The sequence below is a fragment of the Leifsonia sp. GW821-FHT13C09 genome, from assembly GCF_058806435.1.
The window spans coordinates 70401-89281 of the sequence record NZ_JBXAPS010000008.1 but is presented as its reverse complement, the minus strand read 5'-3'; the positions used below and the strand labels follow the sequence as shown (position 1 = coordinate 89281).

Genomic DNA, 18881 nt, shown 5'->3' with positions numbered 1-18881 from the left:
CCCTACTTGCCCACGCCGCCGGCGAGACCGCGGACGAAGTAGCGCTGGCACACGAAGAACAGGATCACCATCGGCAGCGCCGCCATCACCATCCCGGCGAAGACCACCGGATACTGCGTGCCGTTCTTCGACATCAGGTCCGCGAGCCCGACCGGCAGCGTCTGCAGGCCGGTCCCCGACGTGAAGACCATCGCGAACAGGTATTCGTTCCAGTTCTGCAGCACGTTGAGCACGATGGTCGTGATGACGATCGGCATGCTCATCGGCAGGATGATCCGCCAGAAGGTGACCGCGCGTGAGGCGCCGTCGATGGCGGCGGCCTCGTCCACCTCGCGCGGAAGGTCGAGCATGTACGCGCGCATCAGGAAGACCGTGAACGGGATGCGGAACGCCGTGTAGAGGATGAGGAGGCCGAGGAAGGAATCGTAGAGCCCCCAGGCCTGGAAGAGCTTGACCAGCGGGACGAGGGCGACCGTCGGCGCCAGCATCAGGCCCGCGAGCACCACGATGGTCATCGTCCGGTTCAGCGGGATGCTCACCCGGGTCAGGCCGTAGGCGGCCCACGCGCTGATCAGCTCCGTGATGAGGGTCGCGATGATCGTGAGCGACACGCTCGTACCGACGAAGTCCCCGACCCCCTGGCTCCACGCGGTCGCGAAGTTCTGCCACAGCCAGCGCGTGGGGAGCGCGAAGGGGTCTCCGAAGAGTTCCGCGTTGGTCTTGAGAGCGTTGGTCACCATCCACAGCAGCGGGTAGAGGACCACGACGACGAGGGCGAGCAGGAGCCCCCACATCGCGACGACGCGGACGCCGCGGCCGAACCGTGCGAGGGCTACCATTCCACTCTCCTCTTCCGCGAGTACGCGAGCTGCGCGGCGGCGAGCAGCAGCGTGATGACGAAGATCGCGACGCCGATCGCCGCGGCCGAGCCGAAGTCGTTGGTCACGAACCCCGCGTGGTAGAGCCACGTGCCGAGCACCTGACTGGCGTTGTTGGGTCCGCCGCTGGTCATCACCATGACCTCGTTGAAGACCTGGAACGCCCCGGAGACCGTGACGATCATCATCAAGCCGGTCATTTCCCGGACCAGCGGCAGCGAGACGTCGAAGAACCGGCGGAGCGGCCCGACTCCGTCGAGTTCGGCGGCTTCGTAGAGTTCGGTGGGGATGCGCTGGAGCGCCACCGAGAAGAGCAGCACGCTGTAGCCGAAGCCCTGCCACTGGCTCATCGCGATGACCGCGAAGATCGCCGTGGCCTCGTGGCCGAGCCACGCCTGGGAGAACTGGCCGAGGCCGAGATCCGAGAGGAAGACGTTCAGCATCCCGGTCTGCGGCTGGTAGATGAAGTAGAACAGGAGGCCGGCCACGGTCAGCGAGATCGCGGACGGGATGAAGTAGATGGCGCGGAACGCCCTGCGCCAGCGATCGCTGCGGACGCTCTCGACGATCGCGGCGAGCACGAGCGCGCCGAACACCTGGAACACGATCGACAGCCCCGCGTACCAGGCGTTGTTGCCGAGCGCCCGCCAGAACACCGGGTCCTGCGCGAGGGCGGAGTAGTTGTCGCCGCCGACGAAGGTCTGGTCACCGCTGTAGATGTTCCACTTCAGGAAGCTGAAGACGACGTTCTGGATCAGCGGCCAGTAGACGAAGACCGCGAGCACCGCGAGCGCGGGGATCAGCCAGATCAGCCCGCGCCAGGCGGCCGGCGAACCCGATCGCGCCGCGACCGCGCCCGCGGCGGAGGCCGTGCGGCCGCGGCCGAGCCCCGTGCGGGACTCGGCGCGCGGCTGTACGGGTGCCTGCGGCGCCTGGGTGGTGGTCATTTCGCCTTCTCGGACGCCTGCCGCACGCTCTTCAGCGCGTCCTCCGGGCTCAGGCTGCCGGAGACGAGGCCCTCCGAGGCGGCGACCCAGGCGTCCCCGACGCTCGGGACGTTGGCCATGTCGAGCCAGACGACCGTCGACTTCGCGTCGTTCACGAGCCTGGTGCCCTCGGCCACCGGGGCACTGGCGATCGAGCCGGTGACCACGCCCTTGACCGCGCTCGGCTGACCGTAGGGCGGCGACGACAGAGTGGTCGCGTTCTTCTCGTTCATGACGAACTTCATGAAGTCGAGCGCGAGCGCCGCGTTCCTGCTCTTCTTGTTGATCATGTAGCCCTCGGGGGCCGACTCCAGCGTGGAGGTGTCGCCCTTGGCGTTCTGCGGAGCGGGCAGCGGGAAGATGCCGAAGCCGTCCTTGCTCAGCTGGCTGCCCTTGGTGACCACCGAGTCGAACTCGATGAGCTCCTGGTAGTACATGGCTGCCTTGCCCGTCGCCTGCTGCTGCTGGGCGGTGGTGTAGGTGACGCCGTTGGAGTTCGAACCGTCGCCGGTGCACGCGGTGACCAGCTGCTGGAACTGCTTCATCCCCTGCACGTAGCCGGGGTCCGTGTACTTCGCGGTCTTGGGCAGGAGGTCGGCCTCCCTGGCCTTCTGCGGGACGTCGTACGCGAAGAGCTGTCCGAGGTAGTGCAGGCCGGGCCAGCCGTCCTTGTTGCCGAAGGCGATCGGCACGTAGCCGGCCGCCTTGATGGTCGAGCAGTCGGAGACCAGCTGCTCCAGCGTCGTCGGCGCCGACAGGCCGAGGTCCGAGAAGATCTTCTTGTCGTAGCCCATGAACTTGGCGTCGACGTACTGCGGGATGCCGTAGTACTTGCCGTCGTACTTGAACGCGTTGAGCGATCCCTCGCCGAAGGTGTCCCCCCACTTCGTGCCGGGCGCGATGACCGAGCTGAGGTCGGCGGCGAGTCCGTTGAGGGCGAAGTTCTCGCCCCAGTTGCCCGCGTAGCTGAAGTAGATGTCCGGGAGCGACTGAGAGCCGATCAGGACCTTCTCCTTGTCCTTGATCGCGTTGTCGTCCGTCTCCTGGGCCAGCGTGATCTTCACGCCGGGGTGGAGCTTCCGGTAGTCCTTCACCACGCCCTCGAAGTAGGAGTGGAGCGGGTCGCCCGCCGCGGCGGTGAGGATGCTGAGGCTGCCGGAGTAGTCCGGCTTGGCGGTGATGTCGCCCGCGGCGCCGTTGCCGCCGGACGAACAGGCGGCCAGGGCGAGTGCGAGTACGCCCACGGCCGCTGCCGAGATGGTTCTGGTCTTCTTCACGCGGTTCTCCCGTCATCCGGGTCGTGCGGAGATCGTCTGCCGCCGGACCCCTCGTTGGATCGTCGACCGGCTTCCGGGGCCGGTTGCGATGACTATACGCGAAAATGGTACCGGTATCAATCTTGGATCAGGGCTGCACCGATCCGGCCGGAGAGGACCGTCAACGGGAGGGCGCTACCACGCTGTCCCGCGACACGAAGGAGGCCTGGAGCACATGTGTGGCGGGCGGCGCGTCACTTCCGCGCACGCGTGCCACCAGGCACTCCGCGGTCAGCGCGCCGAGCTGGTGCATCGGCTGGGCGACGACCGACATCGGCGGCGTCATCACACTGGCCCACGAGCTGTCGTCGAAGCCGATGAGCGAGACGTCCTCCGGGCAGTGCAGCCCGCGTTGCCGCATGGCACGGAGCGAACCGGTCAGCGCATCGGTCTCGGTGGCGAAGATGGCTGTCGGCGCGTCCGACAGCGCCAGCATCCCGAGCACGGCGCGGGTCGCCTGCTGCTCGTTCTTGACGACGTGCGTGACGAGCGACGTGTCGAACGGGATCCCCGCGTTCTCGAGGGCGTCGAGGTAGCCGAGCAGCCGCTCGCCGTCGCTCCACAGCGCATGGTCGAGGATGCGGCGGAGGTCGTCGGCGTCCGCCGCTGGCTCGTTCGTCACCGGTCCCCAGACGAAGCCGATACGCCGGTGACCCCGCTCGATGAGGGAGGCCACCGCCTCGCGGGATGCTTCCCGGTTGTTGATCACGACCGCGTCGGCGGCGACGGTGTCGACCAGCCGGTCGAGGAGCACGAGAGGGATGCCGCGCTTGGCGAGGATGTCCAGGTGCGGGAGCGCCTCGCTGCGCCCTGCTGCCGGGGCGAGGGCGACGCCGTCCACCTGCTTGTCCACGAGGACCTCGATGGCGGCCGCCTCCCGCTGCATGTTCTCATCGGTGCTCAGAACGAGCACGTCGTAGCCGGCCGTGCGCGCGGTGTCGCTGAACCCGCGCAAGACCCCCGCGAAGAACGGGTTCCCGACGTCGGCCACCACGATGCCGAGCGTGCGCGTCTCCCCCGTCGTCATGCTCCGGGCGATCGTGTTCGTGCGGTAGCCGAGCTCGTCGGCCACGGCGAGGATGCGATCCCGCGTCTTGGGACTCACCGAACCATAGCCCCCGAGCGTGCGCGCGACGGTCGCACGGCCGACGCCCGCCGCCTCCGCGACCTCGGAGATCGTCGGCGACGCCGGACGTTCGCGCTCCGTTGCCATCGCCTCCCCTTCCTTCCGGCGGGGCGGCGGAAGGATCACCCCTCGCCGGCCGCCACTCCGCTGGCCGCCAATCCATCGGCCGCCAGCCCTCCGACCGGGCTGCCCACCTCGGCCGTCCCGACGATGGGACGCCCGTGGCCGAACGCGCCCTCGACGGTGCACTGGAGCGCCGCGAATTGCGCCGCGCGCCTCATCGCCCTGGTCAGCGCGACACCGCCGGGCCGCGCATTCCTGCGCCAGCCGGATCCCAGCAATTCAACCACGAACGCCGCGAGGTACGCGTCGCCGCAGCCCATCGTGTCCTGGAACGCGCCGGGAACCGGAGCGGGCTCCGAGTAGTAGAAGGCGTCCCCGTCGAACAGCACCGCGCCCGCGGGACCCTGTGTGCCCAGCACGAGCGAGGGGCCGTGCCCGGCGATGCGGCGCAGCTCGGCCCACACCTCCGTGCGACCGAGGCCGCCGAGCGACACCAGCGCCAGGTCGATCCACGGGCCGATGGTGTCGAGGTACTCGGCCGTCCGGTACTCCGGCTCGGCGGAGAGGTCGTACGAGCGGAGCACCCGGGTGGCGGCCAGCTTCGGGAGCTCGTCGACCGCCGCCGAGTACACGCTCGAATGCACCAGGGAGAATCCGGAGGCGTAGCGGACGTCCTCCTCCCGCAGCCGCAGCGGATCGCTGGCCGTCACCCCGCCCTGGTTCCAGCCGAGGAAGCGGCGTTCGCCGTCGACGGTCTCGATCTCGGTCACGCCGTTCGGCCCGGGACGGACCGGGGACCGCGAGGTGTCCACCCCGCAGTCCTCGATCGCGTCCCGGACGAACGACCCGCGCTCATCGTCGCCGAACACTCCGAGGTAGGCCGCCTCCGCGCCCAGTCGGCGGGCGAACACGGCCACGTTGACGGCGTTCCCGCCCGGGTACTCGACACCGCGATCGACGAAGCGGTCGACGATGTTGTCCCCGAGGCCCAGGACGCGCACTGTGCTCATCGAGGGCCGTTCAGTAGGCCACGACGCGGTAGTAGCGGCGCAGGTCCAGCGAGTGGTCGCGCACCTGGGCGAGGTGCTTGCTGAACCGGTCGACCACCGCGTCCGCGACCATGGGCGCCAGAAGGCCGCGGAACTCGTCGCTGACGCCGGGCAGCGCGTAGTCCTTCGTGTCGATGACGGTGACGTCGTCGCTGTAGTTCTTCGAGAAGGCGAGCACACGATCCATCAACGGGCGCGTCTCGTCCTCCCCCACGAACAGCAGGAGGCTGGTGTCCTTCTCGATCAGCTCGAGCGAGCCGTGGAAGAACTCGGCCGCGTGGACCCGCGTGGTGCGCAGCCACTGCATCTCCTCAAGGATGCACATGGAGTAGAGGTAGGTGAAGCCCCAGAGGTTCCCGGAGCCGACCAGGAAGTGATAGTCGGTCTCGGCGTGCGCGCGAGCGAACGCCTGGCCGACCTCGTCCGCCTGCTTCGTGACCGCGACGAGGGCCTCCGGGATGTACTGCAGATCCTGGACCAGCCGGTCGTAGCCGTCGAACTCCCCGCGGTTGGCGAGGAAGGCCGCCCCGAAGAGAAGGAACTGCACGTCGAACGGCCACGCCTTCGGCGCCGAGAGGAGCAGCTCGTCGACGGCCGTGGCGATCGGGCTCTCGGGGTAGCCGGTGAAGCCGATGGTGAGCGCGCCCTTCTCCTTGGCGAACTCGACGCACTCGAGGATGTCCTCGGTGGTGCCGGAGACGGACGCGAAGATCGCGACCGAGTCGGGGCCGAACTGCGGGTCGGGCGCGAGGACGAACTCCTTGCCGATGACCGTGCGCACCGGAAAGCTGGAGCGGGTCTGGAAGAACCGCTCGTACGGCAGCGCGGCGGCGTAGGTGCCGCCGGCGCCGATGAAGTAGATGTTCTTCCAATGGCCCGCCTGGATGCGCTCGACGAGCGCTTCGATCTGCGGCCGCAGCGCGACCGTGCTCCGCACCTGCTCCAGGAATTCCTCTTCGTTGAAGCCCAGCATGTGTCTCCCTCCACCGGCTCACGTTTTGGTACCGGTATCAATCTGTCTCACATTGTGGCAGACAGAGGCGCACAGGGCAAGCGCACGCACGCGACGCGTTCGCGACATTCGGCACGAATCGCGGGTCTCGCCGCACCATTCGCGACATTCGGCACGAATCGCGCGACGCACCACCTTGGCAACACCTGGGCGAAGCCTCCCGGGGCCCTGCGAACGCCTTGACCCCATCGCCACGGCGTCTACCGTGTCGCGGCATCACCCGCGTCCGTGCCGGACCACCCCGAGTCCTCACCACCGGGCGCACAGGAAGAGGTACCGATGTCGTTACTGAAGAAACTGCTCGTCGCCGGCGCCGCGGCGGCCCTCGGGTCGCTGGCGATCGCCCTGCCCGCCCAGGCGGACACCGTCTCCGCCTCTCCCCCGGGCGCCAACGACTGGTCGTGCGTGCCGTCGGCAGCCCACCCGTACCCGGTGATCCTGGTGCCAGGGACGTTCGAGAGTATGGCGAAGAACTGGTCCACCATGTCCCCCGTGCTCAAGCAGGCGGGCTACTGTGTGTTCGCCCTGGACTACGGACAGTACAACGGCGTGGACGCCTCCGGCCCGATCGCGCAGTCCGCCCAGCAGCTCTCGCCCTTCGTGGACGCCGTGCTCGCCGCGACCAAGGCGAAGCAGGTCGACCTCGTCGGCCACAGTCAGGGCGGCATGATGCCGCGCTACTACCTCGGCTTCCTCGGCGGGGCGCCGAAGGTGCACCAGCTGATCGGCATCGCGCCGTCCAACCACGGCACCCAGGGCGTGATCGTCCCGGGCCCCGATGGGCTGCCCGCGCTGACCAGCGCCTCCCCGACGGCGTGCCCGGCGTGCGCCGACCAGACCGCCGGCTCGGCGTTCCTGCAGAAGCTGAACTCGATCGGCGACACCGTGAAGGGCCCGAGCTACACCGTCATCTCGACCACCCACGACGAGGTGGTGACGCCGTATCAGAGCCAAGCGCTGAGCGGTTCGCCGTCGCAGGTCACCAACACGGTCATCCAGAACAAATGCCCCGCCGACCCGATCGAGCACGACCAGACGCCCAACGACCCGGTCGTCCAGCAGCTCGTGCTGGAGGCGCTGAGCGTGCCGAAGGGACCGGCCGACCCGGCCTACCAGCCGAACTGCCTGGGCTGACCGTCCGGCCCGTCACAGCGGCACGCCTGCGCCGGTCTCCACGAACCGGCGCAGGCTGCCGACGACGAAGTGGTCCCACCCGGCTGAGCACGCGTCGTAGCACTCCTTCGCCGGGGTAAGGCCCTCGTGCGTGAAGGTCAGCCGCGTCCCGTCGCCGGACGGCTGGAGGTCGAACACGATCCGCGTCCCGGTCCACGGGTCGGGCTCCGCCACGAAACCGAGCTCGCTCTCGATCACGTCCCAGACGATGCGGCGGCCGGGCTCGAGCACCGTGACGCGTTGCGTGCTGTCGTGGAGGTCCCGGTAACGGTAGGTGAACTCCGCACCGATCCGGTCCGCGGAGCCGGCAACGTCCCCGATCCACCAACGGCCGACGTCCGCGATGGCGGCGGAGACGACCTCCGGGCTGCGGTCGAGGTCGATGGTGGCGGTGTAGTCGGTGGCGGTCTGGCCGGTGGCGGTCTGCGTGGTCATGGTGTCCTCCGTTCGTCTCGCGGGTCGTCGACCCGCGTCTCTGTCGATTCATCCGGGTAGACGCCGCCGGGCGCGGAAACTGGTCGCACTGTCCGCGACCGGTTCGGGCCGTCCCCGGTGTCGACACCGGTGAGGCGGACGACCAGAATCGGATCGCCGGGAGGGCACGATGACCATGGACGAGAATCTGCTGCAGGCGGCGCTCGGCGGCGACCACGCCGCCTTCGATGCGCTCGCCGAGCCGCACCGCCACGAGCTGCACGTGCACTGCTACCGGATGCTCGGCTCGGTGCAGGACGCGGAGGACGCCGTGCAGGACACCCTCCTCAGCGCGTGGCTCGGCCTGCCCGGTTTCGAGGGCCGGTCGTCGCTGCGGACTTGGCTCTACCGCATCGCCACCAACCGCTGCCTCAACATCCTGCGCGCCGGACGCCGCCGGCCGGTCGAAGTGGGTGCACCGGTCGCGCGCCCCACGGCGCTCGGCGAGGTGTCCTGGCTGGAGCCCTACCCCGACACGCTGCTCGACGGTCTCCCGGACACCGCGCCCGGGCCCGAGGCCCGCTACGAGTCACGGGAGGCCATCACCCTCGCGTTCACCCGCGCCCTGCAGCTGCTGCCGCCTGCGCAGCGCGCGGCCCTCCTCCTACGCGACGTCCTCGGTTACCCCGCGTCGGAGGCCGCCGACCTCCTGGACGTCACGGTCGACTCCCTGAACGGCGCGCTGAAGCGCGCCCGCGCCGCACTCGCCTCTGCCCCACCGACCATGCCCCCGATCGACCCGGACCCCGAACTGCTGGAGCGCTTCGTCACCGCGTTCACCTCGGGGGCCGTCGACGACCTCGTGGCGCTGATGACCGACGACGTCTGGGTGCGGATGCCTCCACTCCCCTTCGAGTACCACGGGCCGGACGCGGCCGCCGCGTTCTTCGGGCCGATGACCGACCACCGCCGCACGATCGAACGGATGGTGCCGACAGGCGCGAACGGGCAGGCGGCGTGGGGCGAGTACGTGCGCGACGCAGTGTCGGACGGGCTCCACCTGGTGGGAGTGCTGGTGATCGGGGTCAGGAACGGGAGGGTGGCCGAGGTCACGCACTTCGAGCCGGGTGCGGGGGCGTGGCTGGGGCTGCCGCGGCGATTGGAGGGGTGAGGGAGCGCGGTTCAGGTTCGCTCCCTCCCCGCTGCCGCGGGCGGACGCCGCGTGGACGGGCTCAGCTCCACGACCCGATCGCATCGCTGCGCGACCCGCAGATCGTGGGTGACGACGAGCAGACTCTTCCCGTAGTCCTTCTGCAGCGTGAGCATCTCTGTGACCGCGATCGCGGCGAGCGCGTCGTCGAGTGCGCCGGTCGGTTCGTCCGCGAGGATCAGCTCGCCGGGCTTGAGCAGGCAGCGGGCGAGTGCGACGCGCTGCTGCTCCCCGCCGGACAGCGTCATGACCTTGTCCCGTGCGACCTCCTGTAGCCCGAGGCGCTCGAACAACTCCATCACCTGCTTCTCCTTCGCCGCGCGACGAAGCTTGACGCTGTGCAGTCCGATCACGACATTCTCCAGCGCCGTGGACGAGCCGATCAGTGCGAAGGATTGGAACAGGTAGTTGATGTGGTCGCGCCGGAGAGCGGTCGCGGCCGCGCTGTTGATTCCGGGGAGGCTCGCCTCTCGGAACCGCACCGCTCCAGCGCTCTGGCGGTCGAGCAGCCCGACGATGTTCAGAAGGGTGGACTTGCCCGACCCGGACGGCCCGGTTATCGCCACAGACTCCCCGCTCTGAAGCTCGAAAGACAGGTCTTGGAGGATGGTGCGCGACCCGTAGGTCTTGGTGAGGCTCTCGATCGCGAGCAGAGGATTCATGTCTGGTCCTGTTCCTTGAGTGCGGCGCTGAGCTGCAGCCGTGAGTGCCTTCTGGCGAGCGCGACCAGCATCAGCGCCTGGAGCGCGAACATGGCGAGGTTCGCAATGACCCCGCTGGTCGATCGCGCGAGCACCACCGCCAGCACTGCAGCTGCGTTCGTCGCGCCGATCGCGACGATGAGCGGCGCGAAGACGCTGCGCACGGAGTAGCCGAGCATCCGTTTCACCGCCAGAGCCTCCTGATACGTCGAGGCATAGAGCTTCATGAGCGTGATGAGCACGATCAGGCAGAGGACGCAGAGGAAGAACGCCATGGCCCCGAACAGGGTCAGGAACTCGTGAATGGTCTTCGTGAGACCGGCGATGAACTGACTCACCGGAAGGTATTCAGGATCGTTGTCGTCGAGGCCGAACTCTGCGAGGTATCGCTGGCTCGTGAACTTCGCGGCAGCGGCGTCGCTGAGTTTGACGTAGCTGTTCTCGAGGCCGATCGCAGCCAGGCTCTCGCTCTCGAACGGGATCATGTTCTCGGGTGTGAGAAGGAGGATCACGGGATCGGCCGCGCGCTGCGGCAGCGTCAGATCGGTGTTCCAGAGGAAAAGTTGCGTTTTCGGGGCGTAGTCCTCGAACGCCACCACGGGGTGGCGGGTGTACGCGGTCGGTATCGAGGCCTCGTAGTCGAAGTGGCTGCTCTCGTCCAGCCAGCCCTTCATCGCCTCTGTCGCGGTCGTCGACCAGGTGTCCGGGAGCAGAAAGACGCGTTCGCCCTTCGTCGCACGGCCCACGATGTCCGCGCTGAGGTCGAATCCCTGCGACTCGAGATAGCTCGGCGACGCGGCCAGGTACCAGAACGGCTCTGTCGGGACGGACTCGTACACCCCGTCCCACTGCTCGAGCACACTGTCTCCGTAGTGCGCCGTGTTCACGAGGGTCACGCCCGGCTCATCGGCGATGGCCGCGTACCACGAGTAGAAGTCCTGCGCGTGACGGCTGGACTGGCCGCTGAAACTCGCCGCATCGTTGCCCGGGCTCTCGCGATAGAGGATCCGCTGGTCGGCGAAATCAGCCCAGGCCCGGCTCACCTCGCTGAGATCGCCCGCCTCCTCCAGCGGACCGTCGAGCGCGGCGAAGGCCAAGGAGAATCCGGCCACGGACGTGACGTAGAAGAACGCGAGAACGGCGAGGAGAAGCTTCTTCGAGTAGCGGCGCAGGATGGCGTCGACCGGCTTGATCGAGAGGAGCACGGTCGCCGAAACGGCCGCGCAGAGGAGTGCGATGACCGCCCCCGCGGCCGCGCTGCTCCCGGACGCGACGAGGAGCGAGGCATTGAGCTCGAAACCCGGTGCGAGGAGGACCGTGAGGACCATCGCCAGCGGGAGCGCGGAGGCCGCTGCGATCAGGACCGGACGGAAGAGCCTGAGCGTGAACGCCAACCTGGACCTCCCGAGCAGGAGGTGCACGCCGAGGACCCGGGACGCGCGCACTGCCTCGAAGACGAGGAGGAACAGCAGCAAGAGGGATGCTGCGATCAGGAACCACTGCACGATGAGCTGAGCGAGGCCCGCGTCCGAGGATTCGCCGCGGAGGTCGGAGGTCAGCGCGGCAGCCGGGCGACCGGTCGCCCGCTCGAGCGAGACGACCAGCTCGGCGAGCCGGCCCTCGTCGGCGCCGACGACACGATACGTGCCGTTGATGGTTCCGGAGGTCTCGACGAGCCGGGCGAGTTGCAGGACGACGAGCCGGGGGGCGAATGCCGGCTCCGGGAGGGTAGAGATGACATCCGCTGCGTTCGCGTCGAGGCCGATCGACTTGGCTGGATCGCTCGTGAGCAGCCGGGTGAGCTTCGGCGCATCGAGGAAGGTGGTGCCGAGGAAGCTGAAGTCGAGCGCGGGCGACGGCGCGTGCGGGTTGGTCGCGATGCCGATTCTCATGCCGGTGAGGCCGCCATCCGCCTTCGACATCTCCCGATCGACCCGGACCACCGCGGCTCCGTCCGCCTCGATGAATTCGCCCAAGGCCGACAGGACGGAGGTCGAGCGGTCCTCCGCTACCCCGACCAGCTGCAGCGCTGTCGATCCCGCGGGATAGCGATCGACGTCCTGACGCAGAGCGTCCCCCTGGCTGAAGAGCAGAAGCACGCTCGCGGTCGCGGCGATGAGAACGACGAGCAGCACGCTGGTCAGCTTCGAGAAGAGAGTCATGGGCGCTTCAGGAGAGCAGTGAGCGATGAGCACGGCAATGCCGTTCAGTCGGGCCGCACGCCCGGCTGAACGGCACTGCGGTCAGCCGCGGCAGTTCCAATAGGCCGTCGCCGTGGCGGCGCCTACATACTGCGAGGCACTGGCTACGACACCGGGCCTCTTCCAGCCGGAAGCTGTGGTGTTGGCGGTCGAGTGGTGCTCGTACACGCCGGACTGGACGTTTGACTCGCTGTATACGCCCCACGAGCGGCCGTAGTCCCAGGACACCGCGCTGCCCTTGTAGTACACGGTGGCGGCGTTGGCCGCGCCGGCGCCGCCGAGCGCGACACCGACGGCGAGAAGTGCGCCCACGGTGATCTTCTTGACATTTCTCATGCGAATTTCCCTCTCTACGTTGATGAGGTTGTCTCGCGGACTAGTGGTAGACCGCATGCGGAAACGTACAGAGTGACAGGTCTATCGTCAAGCATCTTCCCAGTAAAGCGCAAAATCTCAGTATTCTCCCGTTCCACGCACCCCCCGGCCGCAGCGAGAGGGAAGTGTCCCCCGGGCCGAACGTCCTCCATGCAGGTTCTCCCAGAAAACGCAAGCCGTTCCCAGGCGAATCATAGACAGACCATAAAGTGCGCGCACACGCCGCCCATACGCTGCTCGCCGCACCCTGGGAAAGGAAAGCCTGCATGCGCGTACGCCTGGCATCGCTACCGGCGTGGGTCCTCATCGTCGGGACGGCCGTCGTCGTCGCGGCGCTGACGTCCGCGGCGTGGTGGGGACTGAGCACCGGCTTCGGCACGGCGGCCGCCGCCGCGACCGTGTCCCGCACCGTGCCCGTCTCCGAGCAGGCGCTCAAGGAGACGATCACCGGCACCGGGACCCTGACGCCGACCGTCACCGACGCCGTCGACTTCGGCGCGCCGGGCCGGGTCACCGCCGTGGACGTGCAGCCGGGCAGCACCGTCGCAGCCGGCCAGGAGCTCGGCTCGGTCGACTCCGCGCAGGCCGATGCGGCACTGTTGAACGCCCAGGCGTCGCTCGCACAGGCGCAGGCGAAGCTCTCGAACGCCGAGTCGTCGAGCACGGCCACCAGCGGCCAGATCGCCGCCGACCAGGCGACGGTCACGCTCGACCAGACGAACGTGCAGAACGCGCAGGCCGAAGCGAACGCCGTCACCCTGGTCTCGCCGATCGCCGGGCTGGTCACCGCGGTCGACGTCAGCGTCGGGGACGTCGTCTCGGTCTCCGGCTCGTCGGGCGGCTCGTCGGGCGGTTCCTCGTCCGGAGCGGGCTCCGGATCGGGCGCGGGCTCGAACGCCGGAGGATCCGCGGGCGGGTCCGGCTCGGGATCGTCCGGCGCCGGATCGTCCGCCGCCTCGTCGGCGTCGAACTCGTCCTCCTCTGCCGCGTTCACGGTGATCGCCACGAACTCCTGGCAGGTCAGCGTCACCGTGCCGGCGTCGAGCATCGGCGAGGTCAAGGTCGGCGACGAGGCCCAGCTCTCCACGACCGAGAACCCCTCCTTCTTCGGCACGGTGGCCTCGATCGGCCTGCTGCCGTCCTCCTCGACGGGAGCGGCAACGTACCCCGTCGTCGTCGACGTCACCGGAACGCCGGCGAGCCTGTACGACGGGGTCACCGCGACGGTGTCGATCGTCTACGCGCAGCTCCCGTCGGCCCTGACCGTTCCGGCTGCCGCGATCCACCGCACCGGCACGACGGCGAGCGTGATGCGCGTCGTGAACGGCAAAGACGTGAGCACCCCGGTGACCGTAGGCCAGACGGTCGGGCTGTACACCCAGATCACGAAGGGCCTGAGCTCCGGTGACCAGGTCGTCATCAGCGTCTCGCCCGGGCTGCGTCGCACCGGGACGACGGGCACCGGCGGAACCGGTGGCGGCTTCGGTGGTGGCGGCGGCGGCTTCGGCGGAGGCGGTGGCGGCTTCGGTGGCGGAGGTGGCTTCGGCGGAGGCGGCGGCGGCTTCGGCGGTGGAGGCGGCGGCTTCGGCGGCCGCGGCGGAGGCGCCGGAGGCGGCAATGGGAACGGCTGAGATCGAGACCGTCCCGCTGCCCCGGATGCCGGTCATCGAGCTGGAGGGCGCCGGGAAGACCTATCACACGGGCTCGGTCTCCTACGAGGCCCTCCGCGGTGTCGATCTCGCCATCGACGAGGGCGAGTACGTGGCCATCATGGGCCCGTCCGGCTCGGGCAAGTCCACCCTGATGAACGTGCTCGGCTGCCTGGACGTCCTCACGACCGGCTCGTACCGGATCGCCGGGCAGAACGTCGCGCAGCTCGGGGACGATGAGCTCGCGGCCATCCGCAATCGCCGCATCGGTTTCGTCTTCCAGCAGTTCAACCTGCTGCCCTCGCTCACCGCGCTCCGCAATGTGGAGCTGCCACTGGTCTACGCCGGGATGCACAAGGACGAGCGCCGGGAACGGGCCCTCCGCGCGCTGGACCGGGTCGGCCTCGGCGAGCGCACCGCGCACCGCCCCGGCGAACTCTCGGGAGGCCAGCAGCAGCGCGTGGCCGTCGCGCGGGCCCTCGTCGGCGACCCGACGCTCATCCTCGCCGACGAGCCGACCGGGAACCTCGACTCCACGGCGACGGGGGATGTGCTCTCGCTGTTCGGCGAACTGCACGACGCCGGTCGGACGATCGTCCTGATCACCCACGAGCCGGAGGTGGCGGCGCACGCCGAGCGCGTCGTGCATGTCCGGGATGGGCGCATCCAGGCGGACGAGCGGGCGGTGGTCGCGTGAACTGGGCGGAGACCTTCCACTCCGGCTGGGCGGCGATCCGGACGCACTCGCTGCGCTCGCTGCTCACCGTTCTCGGGATCCTCATCGGCATCGCCGCCGTCATCCTCACGGTCGGGCTGGGCCTCGGCACGCAGAAGGACGTCAGTGCGCAGATCAGCGCGCTCGGCAGCAACCTGCTCATCGTGTCGCCCGGCAGCAGCACGACCGCGGGCGGCGTCCGCGGCGGCTTCGGGACGGGCTCGACGCTCACGCAGGCCGACGCGACCGCTCTGAGCTCGAAGGTGGCGGCGCCGGACATCGCGAGCGTCGCGCCGGTCAAGACCCTGTCGGAGTCCCTCACCGCGGGCACTGCCAACTGGACGACCTCCGTCTCGGGCGCCACCCCCGACTGGCTCGGCGTGCGGGCCAGGACGATGGTGGCCGGGTCCTTCTTCACCGCAGCCGACGAGCGCGACAGCGCGCCCGTCGTCGTGCTCGGGCCGACCACCGCGACCGAGCTCTTCGGCTACACGAACGTGGTGGGCCAGTCGGTGGACATCGGGTCGCAGACCTTCAGGATCGTGGGCGTCCTGGCGTCGGCGGGGTCGAACTCGTCGAGCAACCTCGACGACCTGGCCGTCATCCCGCTGTCGACCGCGCAGAGCGACCTGTCCAGTCAGACGAACGCCGGCACCGTCTCCACCATCTACCTGGAGGCGTCGACGCCGGACACGCTCTCCGGCGCCTACCAGGAGGCCGACCAGATCCTCCTGAACGACCACGGGATCACGTCCTCCGCGTCCGCGGACTTCACCATCAACAGCCAGCAGGCCCTGGTGAGCACGGCGACCAGCATCTACCGGACGCTGACGATCCTGCTCACCGGCATCGCGGCGCTCTCGCTGCTGGTCGGCGGCATCGGCGTGATGAACATCATGCTGGTCTCCGTCACCGAGCGGACGCGGGAGATCGGCCTGCGCAAGGCGCTGGGCGCGCCGCAGCGGGCGATCCGGCGCCAGTTCCTGGTGGAGGCCGGCATCCTCGGCCTGGCCGGAGGCGTCGCCGGTGTCGTGCTGGGCGGCCTCGCGGCTCTCGTGCTGCCCGGGCTGATCGGCAGCTCGGTGATCGTCTCGCCCGTCGCGATCCTGATCTCCCTCGTGGTCGCCCTCGGCATCGGCGTCGGCTTCGGCGTCTACCCCGCGAGCCGGGCCGCACGACTCGCTCCCATCGACGCGCTGCGCACCGAATGACGCAGCTTCTGAACTCCTCTCCCTCAGCACAACGAACGGACCGCACCATGACCTCACTCCTCTCGAAGCCCCGCAGCATCGCGCTCGGCGCGACCGTGCTGGGCGTCGCCCTGCTGCTCGCGGGCTGCTCCGCCGGCACGCCGGCCTCCTCCGCCCCGGCGGGCACGAGCGCACCGCGGGCGCAGGGCGCGGGCGGCGCGGGCGCGGGAGGCGGCGGTGTGTTCGGGGAGATCGCCGCCGTGAACGGCAGCACCCTCCAGGTGCAGAGCCAGAATTCGCAGACGGCCGTGAACGTCACGGCCACGACGACCGTGCTGCAGACCGCGAAGGGCTCCCTCGCCGACGTCACCGTGGGGTCGTGCGTCGTGGCGTCGACGTTCGGCGGCCCGGGCAGCACCGCGGCCCCGTCGCCTTCGGGCGCCGTCACCAGCGTCACCATCGCTCCCGCCACGAACGGCGCCTGCACCGGCTTCGGCGGAGGTTTCGGCGGCCGCGGCTTCGGCGGAGGCGGCGGCACGCGGACCCCGCGCCCGACCCCGACCCGTGCGCGCACCTTCACGCCTCCGGTCGCCGGCGTGGTGTCCGCGGTCTCCGGTGACACGATCACGGTCACCCCGAGCGGCAACGCGCGCGGATCGTCCTCCGGTCCGAAGACCGTGACGACCGGGGCGTCGACCGTGTTCTCGGTCACCAGCAAGGCGACCGCCGCCGCGCTCACCGTCGGCCGGTGCGCCGCTGTCCGCGGCCCCGCCGACACGTCCGGGGCCGTCACGGCGACGTCGGTGACGGTCTCCGACCCCGGCGCCAACGGGTGCACCGCGGCCTTCGCTCGCCGCGGCGGCGGCGGGGCCCCCGGCGGCTCGACGGGGACCGGGGGCGGCAATGCCTAGAAAGCGTCGCGTCGTCGTCGGCGCGGCCGCCGGCATCGCCGTCGTGCTCGTCGGCGGCGGGCTGGCGATCGCCGCGACGAACAGCAGCGCCGGCAGCTACCGCACCGCGACGGTGCAGCCGGAGACCGTCCGGGAGACCGTCGCGCTCTCCGGGAGCGTCGCCTCCACCACCGTCCGCACTGCGGCCTTCGGCGTCGCCGGGACGGTCGCGACCGTGTCCGTGCGGCCCGGCCAGCAGGTCCACGCCGGCGACCCCCTCGCCTCGCTCTCGACGACCGGCCTGGACAGCCAGCTCCAGACGGCCCAGCAGAACGCGTCGAACGCGGCGCAGACGCTGTCTGACGATCTGGCCTCCCAGACCGCAACGACGTCGACCGCGAGCACCTCGTCGGGCTCCGGCGGCGGATCCGGATCGTCCCGGACCACCTCCTCGCCGTCCACGGGTACGGCCCCCTCGACGCGGACCACGCCCACCGGATCGGCATCGGGCACGGGCACGGGCAGCGGCGCCACGAAGTCCGGCGGGTCGGGCGGATCGACCTCCAGCCCCGCGATCACGCATGATGTCGCGGCCGCCCACGCGGCCCAGAAGACCCTCCTGTCGGATGCGAGCACGTCGGCGGCCGACCTCGCCGCCGCGCAGAGCGCCGAAACGGCGGAGTCCACCACCTGCACGGCCGTCATGAACGCCACGATCTCCGATCCGTCGGTCACGCCGTCGCCGTCTCCGACCGCCACGCCCGCTCCGACTCCCACCCCGACCGCGACGCCCGCCCCGTCCTCGGGCAGTTCGTTGTCGACCGTGCAGGCCGAGCTGGCGGCGTGCCAGACCGCCCTCGCCACCGTCCAGACGGATCAGCAGAAGACCGCGACCGCGCAGAAGGCGGTGCAGCAGGATGCCACGGCTCTCGACGCCGCCGTGAGCAAGCTGCAGTCCGATCTCGCGACGGCGAGCGCCGCCTCCGCGACCGGCGGCTCGGCCGCTTCCGGGTCGGCGCCGGCCTCGTCGGGGTCGCCCGCGTCGGCCGCCACGACCACCACCACCTCGACCGGGTCGAGCCCGCTCTCGGCCCCGGTGTCCGGCGGCTCCGCCTCGCCCGGCTCCGCCGGCGGCTCGTCCGCGCCCGCGACCGCCGAGACGATCGTCGCCGACCAGGCCGCGGTGACCGCGGCGAACGCGGCCGTCGCTATGGCGCAGCAGAACGTCTCGCTCGGCACGCTGACGAGCCCGATCGACGGGGTCGTGGCGGCGGTGTCGCTCACTCCGGGCGCGAACGTCTCGGCGGGGACCCGCACCTCCGACATCACGATCATCGGTTCGAGCGGCTGGTCGGTGAACGCGACCGTCCCGGTCACCCATGTCGGCGCGCTCAAGATCGGCCAGCGGGCGGCCGTTACCGTCGCCGGCGCCCCGGGGACGCTGAGCGGTTCGGTGTCCGCCATCGGCGTCACCGACGTCTCGTCGGACGCGGCGAACCCCGCCTACTCGGTGACCGTCGGCCTGGACGACGCGAACGCGCACCTGCTCAACGGGGCGCCCGCGCAGGCGACGATCTCGATCGCGTCCGCCACGAACGTGCTGGCCGTCCCGAGTTCGGCGATCCACCGCGCGGGATCGACGACCATCGTGGACAAGCTCGTCAACGGCACGCCGACGCCCACTCGGGTCACGGTCGGGAGCTCGGGCGGCGACTTCACCCAGATCACGTCAGGCCTGGCCGCGGGCGACGTCGTCGAGCTCGCCGACCTCTCCCAGCCCCTGCCGAGCACGACCACGACCGGGTTCGGCGGCGCGGGCCGCTTCGGCGGCACCGGCGTCGGCCGGGGTGCGGGAGCGGGCGGCGCAGGCGCCTCCGGTTCGGCGGCCCGCAGCACGAGCAATGGCCGCACGGGAGGCTGACCCCAGAGCTGC

General features: G+C 70.0%; 17 protein-coding genes. 7 read left to right on the top strand and 10 right to left on the bottom strand.

Annotated elements, in window-relative coordinates:
* Positions 1-2: 2 nt before the first annotated feature.
* The 6 genes from AC1ROW_RS19655 to AC1ROW_RS19630 all read right to left on the bottom strand — a co-directional run bounded on the left by AC1ROW_RS19655 (position 3) and on the right by AC1ROW_RS19630 (position 6391).
* On the bottom strand, positions 3-839 hold the full coding sequence (locus AC1ROW_RS19655) for a carbohydrate ABC transporter permease (protein ID WP_493021001.1): 837 nt from the start codon (positions 837-839) through the stop codon (positions 3-5).
* Positions 833-1825 (bottom strand): carbohydrate ABC transporter permease, encoded by a 993-nt coding sequence (locus AC1ROW_RS19650; protein ID WP_493020999.1) that lies wholly within the window; start codon positions 1823-1825, stop codon positions 833-835. The genes AC1ROW_RS19655 and AC1ROW_RS19650 overlap by 7 nt, the downstream gene beginning before the upstream one ends.
* Entirely contained in the window at positions 1822-3141 is a 1320-nt protein-coding gene (locus AC1ROW_RS19645; protein ID WP_493020997.1) for an ABC transporter substrate-binding protein, read from the bottom strand. The genes AC1ROW_RS19650 and AC1ROW_RS19645 overlap by 4 nt, the downstream gene beginning before the upstream one ends.
* Positions 3142-3301: 160 nt before the next feature.
* Positions 3302-4393, bottom strand: a complete 1092-nt coding sequence (locus tag AC1ROW_RS19640) for a LacI family DNA-binding transcriptional regulator (protein ID WP_493020995.1) — start codon at positions 4391-4393, stop codon at positions 3302-3304.
* Between the two features lie 35 nt (positions 4394-4428).
* Positions 4429-5379, bottom strand: coding sequence for a PfkB family carbohydrate kinase (locus tag AC1ROW_RS19635; protein WP_493020993.1), 951 nt, complete (start codon positions 5377-5379; stop codon positions 4429-4431).
* A gap of 10 nt (positions 5380-5389) precedes the next feature.
* Positions 5390-6391 (bottom strand): SIS domain-containing protein, encoded by a 1002-nt coding sequence (locus AC1ROW_RS19630; RefSeq protein WP_493020991.1) that lies wholly within the window; start codon positions 6389-6391, stop codon positions 5390-5392.
* 318 nt (positions 6392-6709) lie between these two features.
* Between AC1ROW_RS19630 and AC1ROW_RS19625 the strand changes: the two genes are divergently transcribed.
* Complete coding sequence (locus tag AC1ROW_RS19625) at positions 6710-7564, top strand: lipase family alpha/beta hydrolase (RefSeq protein ID WP_493020989.1); 855 nt, start codon at positions 6710-6712, stop codon at positions 7562-7564.
* Between the two features lie 12 nt (positions 7565-7576).
* Here AC1ROW_RS19625 and AC1ROW_RS19620 read toward each other — a convergent pair whose 3' ends face one another.
* Entirely contained in the window at positions 7577-8038 is a 462-nt protein-coding gene (locus tag AC1ROW_RS19620; protein WP_493020987.1) for an SRPBCC family protein, read from the bottom strand.
* A gap of 169 nt (positions 8039-8207) precedes the next feature.
* Between AC1ROW_RS19620 and AC1ROW_RS19615 the strand changes: the two genes are divergently transcribed.
* The gene (locus tag AC1ROW_RS19615; RefSeq protein ID WP_493020985.1) at positions 8208-9188 is read left to right on the top strand and encodes an RNA polymerase subunit sigma-70; all 981 of its coding nucleotides are present in this window, start codon (positions 8208-8210) and stop codon (positions 9186-9188) included.
* Between the two features lie 11 nt (positions 9189-9199).
* Here the strand turns inward: AC1ROW_RS19615 and AC1ROW_RS19610 are convergent, their stop codons facing one another.
* The 3 genes from AC1ROW_RS19610 to AC1ROW_RS19600 form a co-directional block, all read right to left on the bottom strand.
* Positions 9200-9889, bottom strand: a complete 690-nt coding sequence (locus AC1ROW_RS19610) for an ABC transporter ATP-binding protein (protein WP_493020983.1) — start codon at positions 9887-9889, stop codon at positions 9200-9202.
* On the bottom strand, positions 9886-12090 hold the full coding sequence (locus AC1ROW_RS19605; RefSeq protein ID WP_493020981.1) for a hypothetical protein: 2205 nt from the start codon (positions 12088-12090) through the stop codon (positions 9886-9888). Before AC1ROW_RS19605 ends, AC1ROW_RS19610 begins: the two co-directional genes overlap by 4 nt.
* Positions 12091-12171: 81 nt before the next feature.
* Positions 12172-12465 (bottom strand): hypothetical protein, encoded by a 294-nt coding sequence (locus tag AC1ROW_RS19600; RefSeq protein ID WP_493020980.1) that lies wholly within the window; start codon positions 12463-12465, stop codon positions 12172-12174.
* A 305-nt stretch (positions 12466-12770) separates the two neighbouring features.
* Between AC1ROW_RS19600 and AC1ROW_RS19595 the strand changes: the two genes are divergently transcribed.
* The 5 genes from AC1ROW_RS19595 to AC1ROW_RS19575 are packed head-to-tail and all read left to right on the top strand — an operon-like array spanning position 12771 to position 18869.
* Positions 12771-14135, top strand: coding sequence for an efflux RND transporter periplasmic adaptor subunit (locus tag AC1ROW_RS19595; protein ID WP_493020978.1), 1365 nt, complete (start codon positions 12771-12773; stop codon positions 14133-14135).
* A complete protein-coding gene (locus tag AC1ROW_RS19590) occupies positions 14122-14850 on the top strand; it encodes an ABC transporter ATP-binding protein (RefSeq protein ID WP_493020976.1) in 729 nt (242 codons plus the stop codon). The genes AC1ROW_RS19595 and AC1ROW_RS19590 overlap by 14 nt, the downstream gene beginning before the upstream one ends.
* A complete protein-coding gene (locus AC1ROW_RS19585; RefSeq protein ID WP_493020974.1) occupies positions 14847-16079 on the top strand; it encodes an ABC transporter permease in 1233 nt (410 codons plus the stop codon). The genes AC1ROW_RS19590 and AC1ROW_RS19585 overlap by 4 nt, the downstream gene beginning before the upstream one ends.
* A 47-nt stretch (positions 16080-16126) precedes the next feature.
* The gene (locus AC1ROW_RS19580) at positions 16127-16969 is read left to right on the top strand and encodes a DUF5666 domain-containing protein (RefSeq protein ID WP_493020972.1); all 843 of its coding nucleotides are present in this window, start codon (positions 16127-16129) and stop codon (positions 16967-16969) included.
* A complete protein-coding gene (locus AC1ROW_RS19575; protein ID WP_493020970.1) occupies positions 16962-18869 on the top strand; it encodes an efflux RND transporter periplasmic adaptor subunit in 1908 nt (635 codons plus the stop codon). The genes AC1ROW_RS19580 and AC1ROW_RS19575 overlap by 8 nt, the downstream gene beginning before the upstream one ends.
* Positions 18870-18881 lie beyond the last annotated feature (12 nt).